The organism is Kitasatospora setae KM-6054 (assembly GCF_000269985.1).
Taxonomy (GTDB): domain Bacteria; phylum Actinomycetota; class Actinomycetes; order Streptomycetales; family Streptomycetaceae; genus Kitasatospora; species Kitasatospora setae.
In genome coordinates, this window is sequence record NC_016109.1 from 2,448,291 (window position 1) to 2,462,530 (window position 14,240).

Genomic DNA, 14,240 nt, shown 5'->3' on the forward strand with positions numbered 1-14,240 from the left:
GTCCTCTTCGCTGCGGGCGGTGCTGGGGGCTTGATCAGCGTAGGCAGCGGGGGTGGGCGGGCGCGCGTCGGAACGCGGCCGTCCGGGGCGGGTTTCCTGCGTGTTCGGGCGGGGGCGCGCAGGAAAGCTGCGCGGGGTGGGTCAGAGCAGCTGGGAGAGGACCACGGAGGAGCGGCTGCGCTGGACGCCGGGCTCCTTGCGGATGCGTTCGATGACGGCTTCGAGGTGGCGGGTGTCGGCGGCGCGCAGGTGGACGAGCGCGTCGGGGTCGCCGGTGACCGTCCAGGCGGCGGCGACCTCGGGGAACTGGCGCAGGGTGGCGAGCAGTTCCTCGGGCGAGGTGCGGGCGCGGCAGTAGACCTCGACGAACGCCTCGGTGCGCCAGCCGAGCAGCGCGGGGTCGAGGACGACGGTGAAGCCGCGGACCGCGCCGCGCGCCCGCAGCCGGTCGATCCGGCGGCGGACGGCGGTGGCGGAGAGGTTGGCGAGCAGGCCGATCTCGGCGTAGGAGGCCCGGCCGTCGCGGCTGAGGTGTTCGATCAGCAGCCGGTCGGTGTCGTCGAGGTCCGGCCGGACGGGCCCGGGGTCGGGATCGGGCGGCCGGTGGCTGCTCATGGCGGGGCTCCACGGGAGTGAGGGTGAGGGTGGGCGGCCGAAACGGTTCCGCGGGCCCCATTCTCGCGGACGGCCCGGCCGGGGTCAGTCCACCAGCAGGACGATCTTGCCGCGGGTGCGGCCCTCGGCGTTGAGGGCCTGGGCGGAGGCGGCCTGGCTGAGCGGGAAGGTGCAGGCGACCGGGACGGTGAGCAGGCCGTCCTCGGCGAGCCGGGCGACGGCGGCGAGGTCCTCGGGGTCGGGGCGGGTGAAGACGTAGCGGCCGCCGCGGGCGGTGACGGTGTAGTCGACCACCGAGGCGATCCGGGCGGGGTCCTTGAGCAGGCCGATCGAGGTCTCGACGGCGTCGCCGCCGATCAGGTCGAGCGCGGCGTCGACGCCTTCGGGGGCCAGCGCGCGGACCCGGTCGGCGAGGCCGGGGCCGTACTGGACGGGTTCGACGCCCAGGCCGCGCAGGAAGGTGTGGTTGTGCTCGCCGGCGGTGCCGATCACCCGGGCGCCGAGCGCGACGGCGACCTGGCAGGCGATCGAGCCGACGCCGCCGGCCGCGGCGTGGATCAGCACGGTCTCGCCGCGGCGCAGCCCGAGCGCGTGGACCAGGGCCTGCCGGGCGGTGAGCCCGGCGGTGGGCAGGCCGCCGGCCTGGGCCCAGTCGAGGGAGGCGGGCTTGCGGGCCAGGGTGCGGACGGGGGCGGCGACGAGTTCGGCGTAGGTGCCGCGCTCGATGACGTCCTTGCGGACGTAGCCGATGACCTCGTCGCCGGGGGCGTACTCGGTGACGGCGCCGCCGACGGCCTGCACGACGCCGGCCAGGTCGAAGCCCATGACCAGCGGGAAGTGCGAGTCGAGGACGCCGTCGAGGTAGCCCTCGCGGATCTTCCAGTCGACGGGGTTGACGCCGACGGCCCGGGTGCGGACGAGTACGGTGTCGGGGCCGACCTTCGGGTCGGGGAGCTCGGTGTACTCGGCCACGTCGGGGCCGCCGTAGCGGTGGATCGCGATTGCCTTCATGGCTCCAGCCAACCCGACGGTGCGGCGGGTCCTCGCGTCGGAGGCAGCCATCCCGGTGAGCGGTTCTCGTCACATCGACAGGACGTCCATCGTCCGGGTGACGGGAAGCGGTTATCATAGATAGCGTCAGATAGACGAGAAGGCTGGTGAAGATCCGGCCGCACCTGGAGGGCAGCCGCCCGTGAGCACCACCACCGAGACCTACGGCACCGACCCCGCGCCCTCGCCGCTCGCCCTGCTGCTGCTCGGCCGGGAGGCCGACCCGAACAGCGAGCGCGGCGTCGAGTGCCCCGGCGACCTGCCCGCCGCCTCCGACCCCGACCTGGTGGCGCGCGCCCGCGCCGCGAAGGAGAAGCTCGGCGACCGGGTCTTCATCCTGGGCCACCACTACCAGCGCGACGAGGTGATCGAGTTCGCCGACGTCACCGGCGACTCGTTCAAGCTCGCGCGGGACGCCGCGGCCCGGCCCGAGGCCGAGTACATCGTGTTCTGCGGCGTGCACTTCATGGCCGAGTCCGCGGACATCCTCACCTCCGAGCGCCAGCGGGTCGTGCTGCCCGACCTGGCGGCCGGCTGCTCGATGGCCGACATGGCCACCGCCGAGCAGGTCGCCGAGTGCTGGGACGTGCTGACCGAGGCGGGCGTGGCGGACGCCACCGTGCCGGTGTCGTACATGAACTCCTCGGCCGACATCAAGGCGTTCACCGGCCGGCACGGCGGCACCATCTGCACCTCGTCCAACGCCAAGCGGGCCCTGGAGTGGGCCTTCGAACAGGGCGAGAAGGTGCTGTTCCTGCCGGACCAGCACCTGGGCCGGAACACCGCGGTGCTGGAGATGGGCGTCCCGCTGGACGAGTGCGTGCTCTACAACCCGCACAAGCCGAACGGCGGGCTGACCGCCGAGCAGCTGCGGGACGCGAAGATGATCCTGTGGCGCGGGCACTGCTCGGTGCACGGCCGGTTCAGCGTGCAGTCGGTGGACGAGGTCCGCGAGCGGATCCCGGGCGTGACCGTGCTGGTGCACCCGGAGTGCAAGCACGAGGTGGTCACCGCCGCCGACATGGTGGGCTCGACCGAGTACATCATCAAGGCGCTGGACGCCGCCGAGCCCGGCTCGAAGTGGGCGATCGGCACCGAGCTGAACCTGGTCCGCCGGCTGGCCAAGGCGCACCCGGACAAGGAGGTCGTCTTCCTCGACCGCACGGTGTGCTTCTGCTCGACCATGAACCGGATCGACCTGCCGCACCTGGTGTGGACGCTGGAGTCGCTGGCCGAGGGCCGGGTCCCCAACGTGATCACGGTGGACGCCGAGACCGAGAGGTACGCCAAGGCCGCGCTGGACCGGATGCTGGCCCTGCCGTAACGATTCGGCGGACGGTGTGAAAGGGCGGGCCCCCGGTGGGGGCCCGCCCTGCTGTCACGTGTGGCGCCCGAACTACTCCGGGAGGCCGGGGATCAGGCCGTCGCCCTCGTCCCGCAGGAGTTCGCGGACCTGCTCCAGGGACGCCTCGGCGTCCGGCAGGATCAGGTCGGACGGCTCCAGCGACTCCGGCGGCAGCGGCGTGCCCACCTCGCGGACCGCCGCCAGCAGGGTGCCGAGCGCCGACCTGAAGGCCGCCTCGTCCCCCGCCTCGACGGCCTGGAGCAGGTCGTCGTCCAGCTGGTTCAGCCGGTTCAGGTCGGCCTCGGCGACCTCGAACTGCCCCTCACCCAAGACCCGCATGATCATGCTGGTGCTTCTCCCCTGCTCCCGGCGCTTACTTCTGGTAGTTGATGGTGGGCGGCGGGGTGTCGTTCTTCCCCTGCTCGATCGCCTGCGGCTGGGAGGCGGGGCTGCCGCCGGTCAGCTCGGCCTTCATCCGGGCCAGCTCCAGCTCGACGTCGCTGCCGCCGGCCACCCGCTCCAGCTCGGCCTCGATGTCGTCCTTGCGGCCGAGGCCGCTGGCGTCGTCGAGCGCGCCGGAGGCCAGCAGCTCGTCGATCGCGCCCGCGCGGGCCTGCATCTGCGCGGTCTTGTCCTCCGCGCGCTGGATCGCCAGGCCGACGTCGCCCATCTCCTCGGAGATGCCGGAGAAGGACTCCGCGATCCGGGTCTGCGCCTGCGCGGCGGTGTAGGTGGCCTTGATGGTCTCCTTCTTGGTGCGGAAGGCGTCCACCTTGGCCTGGAGGCGCTGGGAGGCGAGCGTGAGCTTCTCCTCCTCGGCCTGCAGGGCCTGGTACTGCGTCTCCAGGTCGGTGATCTGGGACTGCAGGTTGGCCTTGCGGGTGAGCGCCTCGCGGGCGAGGTCCTCCCGGCCGAGGGAGAGCGCCTTGCGGCCCTGGTCCTCGTACTTGGCGGACTGCTGCTGCAGCTGGGTCAGCTGGAGCTCCAGGCGCTTGCGGGAGGTGGCCACGTCGGCGACGCCCCTGCGCACCTTCTGCAGCAGTTCCAGCTGCTTCTGGTAGGAGTAGTCGAGCGTTTCGCGCGGGTCCTCCGCCCGGTCCAAGGCCTTGTTCGCCTTGGAGCGGAAGATCAGCCCCATACGCTTCATGATTCCGTCGCTCATGGGCCTCGATAGCCCCCTTCTTCGGGCCTGGGTTTGCGTCTCGTGACAGGTCGAGTGTATGCGCGGTGCGGGCACCGGCGCAGTGCACCGGCCTGCAACAATGCTGCTACAGCGGACGGCCGTTCGGCATCGTCCTCACGATCGATATCGGTTCGCGTCCGGGGGCGCGCCGGAAAGCCGCCGGTCAACCCGTACGCTGGGAGTGTGTTCCGACGCCGCTCTGATGAATCCGCCGCCTCCTCCTCCACCGTCACCCTGACGAAGGAGGACGAGAAGCAGGCCCGCGACCCGCAGGCTCCCAAGGGCCGGCCCACGCCCAAACGCAGTGAGGCCGAGGCCAACCGGAAGACCCGGGTCACCGTCCCCAAGGACCGCAAGGAGGCCGCCAAGCAGGCCCGCGAGCGGATGCGCGCCGAGCGCGAGAAGCAGCGCACCGCGCTGCTGGAGGGCGACGAGCGCGCCCTGCCCGCGCGCGACAAGGGGCCGGTGCGGCGCTACGTCCGCGACTTCATCGACTCCCGCTGGGTCACGGCCGAGTTCTTCCTGCCGTACGCGGTCGTCGTGCTGGTGCTCAGCATCACGAAGATCAACTACCTGCAGCTGCTCTCCACGCTGCTGTTCATGGTCTTCTTCGTGGTCGTCATCCTGGACTTCGTCCGGATCGGCTTCACGCTGCGCAAGAACCTGGCCGAGCGCTTCCCCAACCAGGACACCCGCGGCGCGGTCATGTACGGCCTGATGCGCACCCTGCAGATGCGCCGGCTGCGGCTGCCCAAGCCGATGGTCAAGCGGGGCGAGCGGCCCTGACCGCGGAAGCCGTTCCGCCGTACTGGGCCCCGCCGGCGCAGCAGCCGGTCGGGGCCTTCGGCGCCGGCATCCCCCCGCAGCAGGGCCTCCCGCAGCAGAACTTCGCCCCGCGGGGGCGGCACGGGCGGCTGCCCGCGCGCGGCGGGCCGTACCACAGCGGGGCCGGTGAGTGGCTGGAGCGGCACGGCGGGCTGCACAACCTGGTCCGCCAGGAGCTGGTCACCCGGCAGCTGGCCGAGCAGCTGACCCGCGGCGTCGCGCTGCGGGTGCTGGACGTGGGCTGCGCCGAGGGCGTCCAGGCGCTCCGGCTGGCCCGGGCCGGCCACTTCGTCACCGGCATCGACCCGGACCCGACCACCCTCGGCGTCGCGCACCAGGCGCTGGCCGCCGAGCCGGCGGAGGTCCGCGAGCGGGTCCAGCTGCTGACCGGCGACGGCCACCAGGTGGGCCGCTGGTTCGGGCCGCGCAGCTTCGACCTGGTGCTCTGCCACGGCACCCTGATGTACCTGCCGGACCCGGAGCCGATGCTCGCCTCGGTGGCGCGCATCCTGGCCCCGGGCGGGCTGCTCTCGCTGCTGGTCCGCAACGGCGACGCGCTGGCCATGCGGGCCGGGCTGATGGGCGACTGGCGGGCCTGCCAGGACGCCTTCGACTCCACCCGGTACACCAACCGGCTCGGCCTGCCCGCCCGCGCCGACCGGCTCGCCGAGCTGGGCGGCACGCTGGCCGGCTTCGCCGTCCCCGTCCGCCACTGGTACGGCGTGCGGGTCTTCACCGACACCATGCCGGACGAGGCGGCCCCGGTCGACGGCCGGCAGCTCGCCCAGCTGCTGGACGCCGAGGAGCGGGCCGGCAAGCAGGACCCGTACCGGCAGGTCGCCGCGCTGCTGCACGTGGTCGCCGGGAAGTGACCGGCGGGGAGTGACCGGCGGGGAGTGACCGCCGCCGGCCGGGGTCGGGACCGGGTCCGCTACGCCTCGTGCAGGCTCATCGGGTAGACGTCCCGGCCGTCCTCGACCAGGACGACCCGGTCGACCCCGCCGTCCAGCAGGGTCTTCCACTCCTCGCCGATCCAGGACTCGGCGTCGCCCTGGCTGGAGAACTCCTCGACGCCGTCGGCCGGCTCCACCACGGTGCCGTCGTTCTTCTCGTACCGCCAGGTCCACACCATGCCGGGCTCCTCCGCGAATCGTGCCGCCGGTTACTGGGTTCGTGACGGTAGCGTGCCCACCCGGCGAGGGGGCGAAGCTCCGTCCGGCAGGATGATCGCATGGCTCTCCCCCGCACCCTGCTGCTCGGCGGCGCGCGCTCCGGCAAGTCCACCCATGCCGAGCGGCTGCTCGCCGACCGTCCCGACGTGCTGTACGTGGCCACCTCGGGGCGGCGGGACGGCGACGCCGACTGGGCCCGCAGGGTCGACCTGCACCGGGCCCGGCGGCCGGAGTCCTGGCGGACCGCCGAGACCTGCGAGCTGGAGGCGGTGCTCGCGGACGCCGCCGACCCGGCGCCGGTGCTGATCGACTGCCTGGCGCTCTGGCTGACCGCCGTGATGGACGAGTGCGGGGCCTGGGACGACGCGACCTGGCTCGGCGGCGGGCAGGAGGCCGTCGAGGCCCGCTGCGCGGCGCTGGCCGCGGCCTGGGCCGGAACCCGCCGGGAGGCGGTCGCCGTCTCCAACGAGGTCGGGATGGGCGTGGTGCCCGCGACCCCCGCCGGACGCCGCTTCCGGGACACCCTCGGACGGCTCAACATGGCGGTGGCCGACGCCTCCGAGCGGGTGCTGCTGGTGGTCGCCGGACAGGTGCTGACCATCAAAGCGGTGTCCGTGTAGATTGCCGAGCGATGGACACCACCGTGGATCTCGACACTTTCTCCTCGCTCGTCGAACGCCCCGACGAGGGGGCGCGGCGCGGCGCCGAGGAACGCTGGCAGCAGCTCGCCATGCCGCGCGACGGCCTGGGCCGGCTGCAGGAGCTGGGTGCCTGGCTGGCGTCCGCCCGCGGCGAGCGGGAGCTCCGCCCGCTGACCAGCACCCGGGTGCTGCTGTTCGCCGCCGACCACGGCGTCGCCGCGCTCGGCGTCTCCACCCTGGAGCCGCGCGGCGGCACCGCCGACCGGGTCCGGGCCGTGCTGGACGGCACCGCGCCGGTCGCCGTGCTGGCCCGCCGCTACGGCGCGGACGTCCGGGTGGTCGACATCGCCGTGGACGCCGATCCGAACGAGTTCCCCGAGGACGTCGTCCGGCACCGGGTCCGCCGCGGCTCCGGCCGGATCGACGTCGAGGACGCGCTCACCGCCGACGAGACCGCCCGGGCCTTCCGGACCGGCATGGCGATCGCCGACGAGGAGGCCGACGCCGGCACCGACCTCGTCCTGCTCGGCGACCTCGGGGTGGGCGCCACCACCGTCGCCGCCGTGCTGATCGGCGCGCTCTGCGGCACCGACGCCGCCGCCGTCACCGGCCGCGGCTCGGGCGTCGACGACCGGACCTGGATGGTCAAGTGCGCCACCGTCCGGGACGCGCTGCGCCGGGCCCGCCCGGTCCTCGGCGACCAGCTCGCGCTGCTCGGCGCGACCGGCGGCGCCGACTTCGCCGCGATCACCGGCTTCCTGCTGCAGGCCGCCGTCCGCAAGCTGCCCGTCGTCCTGGACGGCGTGGTCTCCGCGGCCTGCGCGCTGGTCGCCCAGCGGATCGCCTTCCGCTCCCCCGAGTGGTGGCGGGCCGCCGCGCTCACCGGCGAACCGGCCCAGGCCAAGGCCTACGACCGGCTGACCCTGACGCCGCTGCACGAGACCGGCGTCACCATGGGCGAGGGCGTCAGCGCCGTGCTGGCCCTCCCCCTGCTGCAGGCCGCCGGCGACACCCTCGCCGAACCGGCCGCCGTCCCGCACGCGAAGCCGCTCCCGCCGCGGGTGCCGGCCAAGCTGCCGACGGCGGCGGACCTGCTCGACCGCTACTGACTCCGTCGGGGCAGGGGCACACGGGTACGGGTACGGGATGAGCGGCGAGGACGCGGAGCGGACGGCGGGGTCCCCGGAGGGGGGCTCCGCCGCTGCGGGGGCCGCCGGGGGGCCCGCGCGGGTCGGGGACGGGGTGCGGTTCGCGTTCGGGACGCTGACGGTGCTGCGGGTGCGGGTGCACCGGTGGGACCGGGCGGCGGGCGGGGCCGCGATGCTGTGGGCGCCCGCGGTGGGCCTGGTGGTCGGCGGGGCGGCCGGGCTGGCCGGGGCGCTGGCGGCCTGGCGCGGCGGCGGGCTGCTGGGCGGGGTGGCGGTGGTGGCGGTCGGGGCGCTGCTGACCCGGGGGCTGCACCTGGACGGGGTGGCGGACGTCGCGGACGGGCTGGGCAGCGGGAAGCCGGCCGGGGACGCGCTGCGGATCATGAAGCAGTCGGACATCGGGCCGTTCGGCGTGCTGACGCTGCTGCTGCTGATGTTGGCTCAGGTCGCCGCGCTGGCCGGGGAGTTCGCGGTGTCGCCGGGGCGCGGGGCGGTGGCGGCGGTGGTCGCGGCGGTGGCGGGGCGGGCGGCGCTGGCCTGGGGCTGCCTGCGGTCGGTGCCGGCGGCCCGGCCGGGCGGGCTGGGGGCGATGGTGGCGGCGACCGTGCGGCCGCGGGCGGCGGTCGCGGTGACGGTGCTGGTGGCGGCGGCCGCGGCGGCGGTGCGCTGGCAGTCGGGGGTCGCGGCGGTGGCGGGGGTGCTGGCGGCCGGGGTGCTGCTGCGGCGGTGCGTCCGCCGGTTCGGGGGCGTGACCGGGGACGTGCTGGGGGCGTTGGTGGAGACGTCGGCGACGGCGGCCCTGGTGGCGGCCGCGCTGCTCTGAGGACCCGTCCGCCCCGCCCCCGTACACGAACTCACGCACCGTCACGGACTGCGGCTGTTCGTGCACGGGGACAGGCGGGGCGGCGCGATCCCAGTATGCGGACTACCATGCGGTGAGCACCCTGGCCTCGCGCCCCGTCTCGCCGCGGAGTCTGCCTGGGTTTCGCCGGTCGGCAACGGAGCCGTCACCGGCTGTGGACCGCGAAAAGAACAGGACGCATTTGTCGTGACTGCACTGTCTGTGAGCACCTCCTCCGCCGTGAGCCTGCGGGCGGACGCCCTGGTGGTCGGTGTGGCGAAGGGCCCCAAGGGCCTGGTCGTCGCTCCGGGCGCCGATGCCGTCGTCGAGGCCTTCGAGGGCAAGCTGGCCGAGGTCCTCACCGCCCTGGGCGCCACCGGCGCCGAGGGCGAGGCCGTCAAGCTTCCCGCGCCGGCCGGGGCGAAGGCCCCGCTGGTGCTGGCCGTCGGCCTGGGCACCGCTCCCGAGGGCGCGTTCGGCGCCGAGGACCTGCGCAAGGCGGCCGGTGTCGCCGCCCGCACGCTGGCCGGCTCGAAGAAGGTCGCGCTGGCGCTGCCCGCGGTCTCCGCCGACGAGGTCGAGGCGGTCGCGCTCGGCGGCCTGCTCGGCGCGTACTCCTTCGGCACCTACAAGGCCGAGGTGGCCAAGGCCCCGGTGGCCGAGCTGGTGCTGCTGGTGGAGCGCAAGGGCTCCAAGGACGCGAAGGCCGCCGTGGAGCGCGCCGCCGCGGTCGGCGAGGAGATGAACCGGGCCCGCGACCTGGTCAACACCGCCCCGAACGACCTGAACCCGAAGTCCTTCGCCACCCTCGCCCAGGCGGTCGGCAAGGAGCACGGCCTCAAGGTCGAGGTGCTGGACGAGAAGGCGCTGCTCAAGGGCGGCTTCGGCGGCATCCTGGGCGTCGGCGCCGGCTCGGCCAACCCGCCGCGGCTGGTGAAGGTGGCGTACACCCACCCGAAGGCGAAGGCCACGCTGGCGTTCGTCGGCAAGGGCATCACCTACGACTCGGGCGGCATCTCGCTGAAGCCGGCCGGCCACAACGAGACCATGAAGTGCGACATGGCGGGCGCCGCCGCGGTGTTCGCCACCGTGGTCGCCGCCAAGCGGCTCGGCCTCCAGGTCAACGTGACGGCGTGGCTGGCGCTGGCGGAGAACATGCCGTCCGGCTCGGCCACCCGCCCCGGCGACGTGCTGCGGATGTACGGCGGCAAGACCGTCGAGGTGCTGAACACCGACGCCGAGGGCCGGCTGGTGCTGGCCGACGCGATCGTCCGGGCCGGCGAGGAGCAGCCGGACGTGATCGTCGACGTGGCGACCCTGACCGGCGCGATGGTGCTGGCGCTGGGCACCCGCACCTTCGGCGTGATGGCCAACGACGAGGCGCTGCGCACCCGGCTGCACGAGACCGCGGGCGCGGCGGGCGAGGCGTCCTGGCCGATGCCGCTGCCGGCCGAGCTGCGCAAGGGCATGGTCGAGTCGACCGTCGCGGACCTGTCGAACATGGGCGAGCGGATGGGCGGCGGCCTGGTGGCCGGCCTGTTCCTGCAGGAGTTCGTCGCCGAGGGCACCGCCTGGGCGCACCTGGACATCGCCGGCCCGGCGTTCAACGAGGGCGGCCCGTACGGCTACACCCCGAAGGGCGGCACCGCGAGCGCGGTGCGCACCCTGGTCCGCTTCGCGGAGGAGACCGCCGCGGGCAAGTGACCCGTCCACGCGTGGGGCCCGGCACCGGTGGGTGCCGGGCCCCACGCGCATTACCAGCCGGTAGCCCGCCGGGCCAATTCGATGCCGTGTTCGCCTCCGGCGAAAATTGATTCCGCAGGGCGGAACCAGGCGGGCGAAGCCCCCCGGACGGAGTACCTCCGCTTGCCGTTTTCCCGGCTGTGAGCTGCGACGATACCTCCGAGAACGGGTCATACCGCCGCCGCGCGAACCGGGTGGGGGGCGCCTCGGGCCACCCTCCGACGCCACCCGCCGCCAACAAGTGCAAAGATGTATTTCCGGCACGACTGGGCGCTCTTACAAGGGCACTCACCCACCGGACCGCGACCGGCCCGGCGATCCGCACCTTTTGCTTGGAGGACGTGACGTGGCGAACGACGCCAGCACCGTTTTCGACGTAGTCATTCTCGGAGGCGGAAGCGGCGGTTACGCCGCGGCCCTCCGCGGCGCTCAGCTCGGCCTGAGCGTCGCGCTGATCGAGAAGGGTGAGCTCGGCGGCACCTGCCTGCACCGCGGCTGCATCCCGACCAAGGCGCTGCTGCACGCCGCCGAGGTCGCCGACGAGACCCGGGAGGCCGCCGAGTTCGGCGTGCTCGCCACCTTCCAGGGCATCGACATCAACGGCGTCCACAAGTACAAGGACGACGTCGTCGCCGGCCTGTACAAGGGCCTGCAGGGCCTGGTCGCCTCGCGCAAGGTCACCTTCATCCAGGGCGAGGGCACGCTCTCCTCGCAGACCTCGGTGGACGTGAACGGCCAGCGCATCGAGGGCCGCCACATCATCCTGGCGACCGGCTCGGTCCCGCGCTCGATCCCGGGCCTGGACATCGACGGCAACCGGATCATCTCCTCGGACCACGCCCTCAAGCTGGACTACATCCCGAAGTCGGCGATCATCCTCGGCGGCGGCGTGATCGGCTGCGAGTTCGCCTCGGTCTGGAAGTCCTTCGGCGTCGAGGTCACCATCGTCGAGGGCCTGCCGCACCTGGTGCCGCTGGAGGACGAGAACTCCTCCAAGCTGCTGGAGCGCGCCTTCCGCAAGCGCGGCATCAAGTTCGAGCTGAAGTCCCGCTTCTCCGGCGTCGAGTACACCGAGAACGGCGTCCGGGTCTCCACCGAGAACGGCAAGTCGATCGAGGCCGACCTGCTGCTCGTCGCGATCGGCCGCGGCCCGGTCTCGGCCGGCCTGGGCTACGAGGAGCAGGGCGTCGCGATGGACCGCGGCTACGTCCTGGTCGACGAGTACCTGCGCACCAACGTGCCGACCATCTCCGCCGTCGGCGACCTGGTCCCGACCCTGCAGCTGGCCCACGTCGGCTTCGCCGAGGGCATCCTGGTGGCCGAGCGGATCGCCGGCCTCAAGGTCGTCCCGATCGACTACGACGGCATCCCGCGGGTGACCTACTCCAACCCGGAGGTCGCCTCCGTCGGCCTGACCGAGGCCAAGGCCGTCGAGCAGTACGGCAAGGAGAAGGTCGTCACCCTCAAGTACAACCTGGCCGGCAACGGCAAGAGCAAGATCCTCAAGACCGCCGGCGAGATCAAGCTGGTCCAGGTCAAGGACGGCGCCGTCGTGGGTGTCCACATGGTCGGCGCCCGCATGGGCGAGCAGGTCGGCGAGGCCCAGCTGATCTACAACTGGGAGGCCCTGCCCGCCGAGGTCGCGCAGCTCATCCACGCGCACCCGAGCCAGTCCGAGGCCCTCGGCGAGGCCCACCTCGCGCTGGCCGGCAAGCCGCTGCACGCGCACGACTGATCGCGCCCCCGTCCCCGTTCATTCCTGTACGCAAGACTTGATAGGAGTCGCTGGAACCATGGCGGTCTCAGTAACACTGCCCGCGCTGGGCGAGAGCGTGACCGAAGGCACCGTCACCCGCTGGCTGAAGGCCGAGGGTGAGCGCGTGGAGATCGACGAGCCGCTGCTCGAGGTCTCCACCGACAAGGTCGACACCGAGATCCCGGCGCCGGCCTCCGGCATCCTGGCCTCGATCAAGGTCGGCGAGGACGAGACCGTCGAGGTCGGCGCCGAGCTGGCGATCATCGACGACGGCTCCGGCGCCCCCGCCGCCGCCCCGGCCCCCGCCGCCGAGGCCGCTCCGGCCCCGGCCGCCGCCCCGGCCGCCCCGGTCGAGGAGGCCCCCGCGGCCCCCGCGCCGGCCGCCGCTCCGGCCGCCGCCGCCCCCGCGGGCGACGCCACCCCGGTGCTGCTGCCCGCGCTGGGCGAGTCGGTCACCGAGGGCACCGTCACCCGCTGGCTGAAGGCCGAGGGCGACACCGTCGAGGTCGACGAGCCGCTGCTCGAGGTCTCCACCGACAAGGTCGACACCGAGATCCCCTCCCCCGTGGCGGGCACCCTGGTGAAGATCCTGGTCGGCGAGGACGAGACCGCCGAGGTCGGCGCCCAGCTCGCGCTGATCGGCGCCGCGGGCGCGGTCGCCGCCGCCCCGGCTGCTCCGGCTCCGGTTGCCGCCCCGGCCGCCCCGGCTGCTCCGGCTCCGGTTGCCGCCGCTCCGGCCGCCGCCCCGGCCCCGGTTGCCGCTCCGGCTGCCCCGGCCCCGGTTGCCCCGGCCCCGGCCGCTCCGGCCGCCGCCCCGGCTCCGGTCGCCGCTGCCCCGGTCGCCGCCGCTCCGGCCGCGCCGGTCGCGGACTCCGGTGACGCCTACGTCACCCCGCTGGTGCGCAAGCTCGCCGCCGAGCACGGCGTCGCGCTCGGCTCCGTCGCCGGCACCGGCGTCGGCGGCCGTATCCGCAAGCAGGACGTGATCGCCGCCGCCGAGGCCGCCAAGGCCGCGCCGGCTCCGGCCGCCGCCCCCGCCGCCGCTCCGGCCGCCCCGGCGAAGGCGGCCGCCGCGCCGTCCGCGCTGCGCGGCCAGACCGTCAAGATGACCCGCATGCGCAAGGTCATCGGCGACAACATGCTGAAGGCCCTGCACGAGCAGGCCCAGCTGACCAGCGTGGTCGAGGTGGACGTCACCCGGATCATCGCGCTGCGCGCGAAGGCGAAGGACTCCTTCCTGGCCCGCGAGGGCGTGAAGCTGTCCCCGATGCCGTTCTTCGTGAAGGCCGCCGCCCAGGCGCTGAAGGCCCACGCGGTCATCAACGCCCGGATCAACGAGGCCGAGGGCACCATCACCTACTTCGACACCGAGAACATCGGCATCGCGGTGGACTCCGAGAAGGGCCTGATGACCCCGGTCATCAAGGGCGCGGGCGACCTCAACATCGCCGGCATCTCGAAGAAGACCGCGGAGCTGGCCTCGAAGGTCCGCGGCAACAAGATCACCCCGGACGAGCTGTCCGGCGCGACCTTCACCATCTCCAACACCGGTTCGCGCGGTGCGCTGTTCGACACCGTCATCGTCCCGCCGAACCAGGTCGCCATCCTGGGCATCGGCGCGACCGTGAAGCGCCCGGTGGTCATCGAGGCGGACGGCGGCACCGCCATCGGCATCCGCGACATGACCTACCTGTCGCTCTCCTACGACCACCGCCTGGTGGACGGCGCCGACGCCGCCCGCTACCTGGTCGCGGTCAAGGAGATCCTGGAGGCCGGCGAGTTCGAGGTCGAGCTCGGCCTGTAAGGCGGCCTTTCCGCGGCCCCCGCTCCCCGTCCCCGGACGGGCGGGCGGGGGCCGCGGCGTTCCCGGGACGGGACGGGACGGGACCGGACAGGGCGGGTAGCGGCGGGCGCGTCGGCG

13 protein-coding genes and 1 pseudogene are annotated in these 14,240 nt (G+C 73.8%); 9 read left to right on the forward strand and 5 right to left on the reverse strand.

Features of this window, described 5'->3' with window-relative positions; all coding sequences use genetic code 11:
• Window positions 1–141 precede the first annotated feature (141 nt).
• Together KSE_RS10840 and KSE_RS10845 are read right to left on the reverse strand one after the other, a co-directional pair.
• Entirely contained in the window at window positions 142–615 is a 474-nt protein-coding gene (locus KSE_RS10840; RefSeq protein WP_014135344.1) for an Lrp/AsnC family transcriptional regulator, read from the reverse strand.
• A gap of 84 nt (window positions 616–699) precedes the next feature.
• Entirely contained in the window at window positions 700–1,626 is a 927-nt protein-coding gene (locus KSE_RS10845) for an NADP-dependent oxidoreductase (protein WP_014135345.1), read from the reverse strand.
• Window positions 1,627–1,807: 181 nt separating this feature from the next.
• Between KSE_RS10845 and nadA the strand changes: the two genes are divergently transcribed.
• Entirely contained in the window at window positions 1,808–2,989 is a 1,182-nt protein-coding gene (gene nadA, locus KSE_RS10850) for a quinolinate synthase NadA (RefSeq protein WP_014135346.1), read from the forward strand.
• 72 nt (window positions 2,990–3,061) lie between these two features.
• Here the strand turns inward: nadA and pspAA are convergent, their stop codons facing one another.
• Together pspAA and KSE_RS10860 are read right to left on the reverse strand one after the other, a co-directional pair.
• Window positions 3,062–3,355 (reverse strand): PspA-associated protein PspAA, encoded by a 294-nt coding sequence (gene pspAA, locus KSE_RS10855; protein ID WP_014135347.1) that lies wholly within the window; start codon window positions 3,353–3,355, stop codon window positions 3,062–3,064.
• Between the two features lie 28 nt (window positions 3,356–3,383).
• Window positions 3,384–4,172 (reverse strand): PspA/IM30 family protein, encoded by a 789-nt coding sequence (locus tag KSE_RS10860; protein ID WP_081539371.1) that lies wholly within the window; start codon window positions 4,170–4,172, stop codon window positions 3,384–3,386.
• Window positions 4,173–4,376: 204 nt separating this feature from the next.
• On the opposite strand from KSE_RS10860, the gene KSE_RS10865 reads away from it, so the two are divergent.
• The gene (locus tag KSE_RS10865; RefSeq protein ID WP_014135349.1) at window positions 4,377–4,979 is read left to right on the forward strand and encodes a DUF3043 domain-containing protein; all 603 of its coding nucleotides are present in this window, start codon (window positions 4,377–4,379) and stop codon (window positions 4,977–4,979) included.
• A gap of 266 nt (window positions 4,980–5,245) precedes the next feature.
• Window positions 5,246–5,890 carry a methyltransferase domain-containing protein gene (locus KSE_RS10870; protein ID WP_014135350.1) on the forward strand — a complete coding sequence of 215 codons (645 nt, stop codon included), beginning with the start codon at window positions 5,246–5,248 and terminating at the stop codon, window positions 5,888–5,890.
• A 59-nt stretch (window positions 5,891–5,949) separates the two neighbouring features.
• Here the strand turns inward: KSE_RS10870 and KSE_RS10875 are convergent, their stop codons facing one another.
• A complete protein-coding gene (locus tag KSE_RS10875) occupies window positions 5,950–6,150 on the reverse strand; it encodes a hypothetical protein (RefSeq protein WP_014135351.1) in 201 nt (66 codons plus the stop codon).
• 111 nt (window positions 6,151–6,261) lie between these two features.
• Here KSE_RS10875 and cobU point away from each other — a divergent pair.
• The 6 genes and pseudogenes from cobU to sucB form a co-directional block, all read left to right on the forward strand.
• Window positions 6,262–6,810, forward strand: a pseudogene (cobU, locus tag KSE_RS10880) (bifunctional adenosylcobinamide kinase/adenosylcobinamide-phosphate guanylyltransferase); the annotation flags it as partial.
• An 11-nt stretch (window positions 6,811–6,821) separates the two neighbouring features.
• Window positions 6,822–7,940: a nicotinate-nucleotide--dimethylbenzimidazole phosphoribosyltransferase gene (locus tag KSE_RS10885; RefSeq protein WP_014135353.1), complete on the forward strand. Its 1,119-nt coding sequence runs from the start codon at window positions 6,822–6,824 to the stop codon at window positions 7,938–7,940.
• Window positions 7,941–7,977: 37 nt separating this feature from the next.
• Window positions 7,978–8,802 carry an adenosylcobinamide-GDP ribazoletransferase gene (locus tag KSE_RS10890; RefSeq protein WP_014135354.1) on the forward strand — a complete coding sequence of 275 codons (825 nt, stop codon included), beginning with the start codon at window positions 7,978–7,980 and terminating at the stop codon, window positions 8,800–8,802.
• 225 nt (window positions 8,803–9,027) lie between these two features.
• Window positions 9,028–10,524 (forward strand): leucyl aminopeptidase, encoded by a 1,497-nt coding sequence (locus tag KSE_RS10895; protein ID WP_033258115.1) that lies wholly within the window; start codon window positions 9,028–9,030, stop codon window positions 10,522–10,524.
• Window positions 10,525–10,891: 367 nt separating this feature from the next.
• On the forward strand, window positions 10,892–12,298 hold the full coding sequence (gene lpdA, locus KSE_RS10900; RefSeq protein ID WP_202523296.1) for a dihydrolipoyl dehydrogenase: 1,407 nt from the start codon (window positions 10,892–10,894) through the stop codon (window positions 12,296–12,298).
• Window positions 12,299–12,356: 58 nt separating this feature from the next.
• Window positions 12,357–14,123 (forward strand): 2-oxoglutarate dehydrogenase, E2 component, dihydrolipoamide succinyltransferase, encoded by a 1,767-nt coding sequence (gene sucB, locus KSE_RS10905; protein ID WP_014135357.1) that lies wholly within the window; start codon window positions 12,357–12,359, stop codon window positions 14,121–14,123.
• Window positions 14,124–14,240 lie beyond the last annotated feature (117 nt).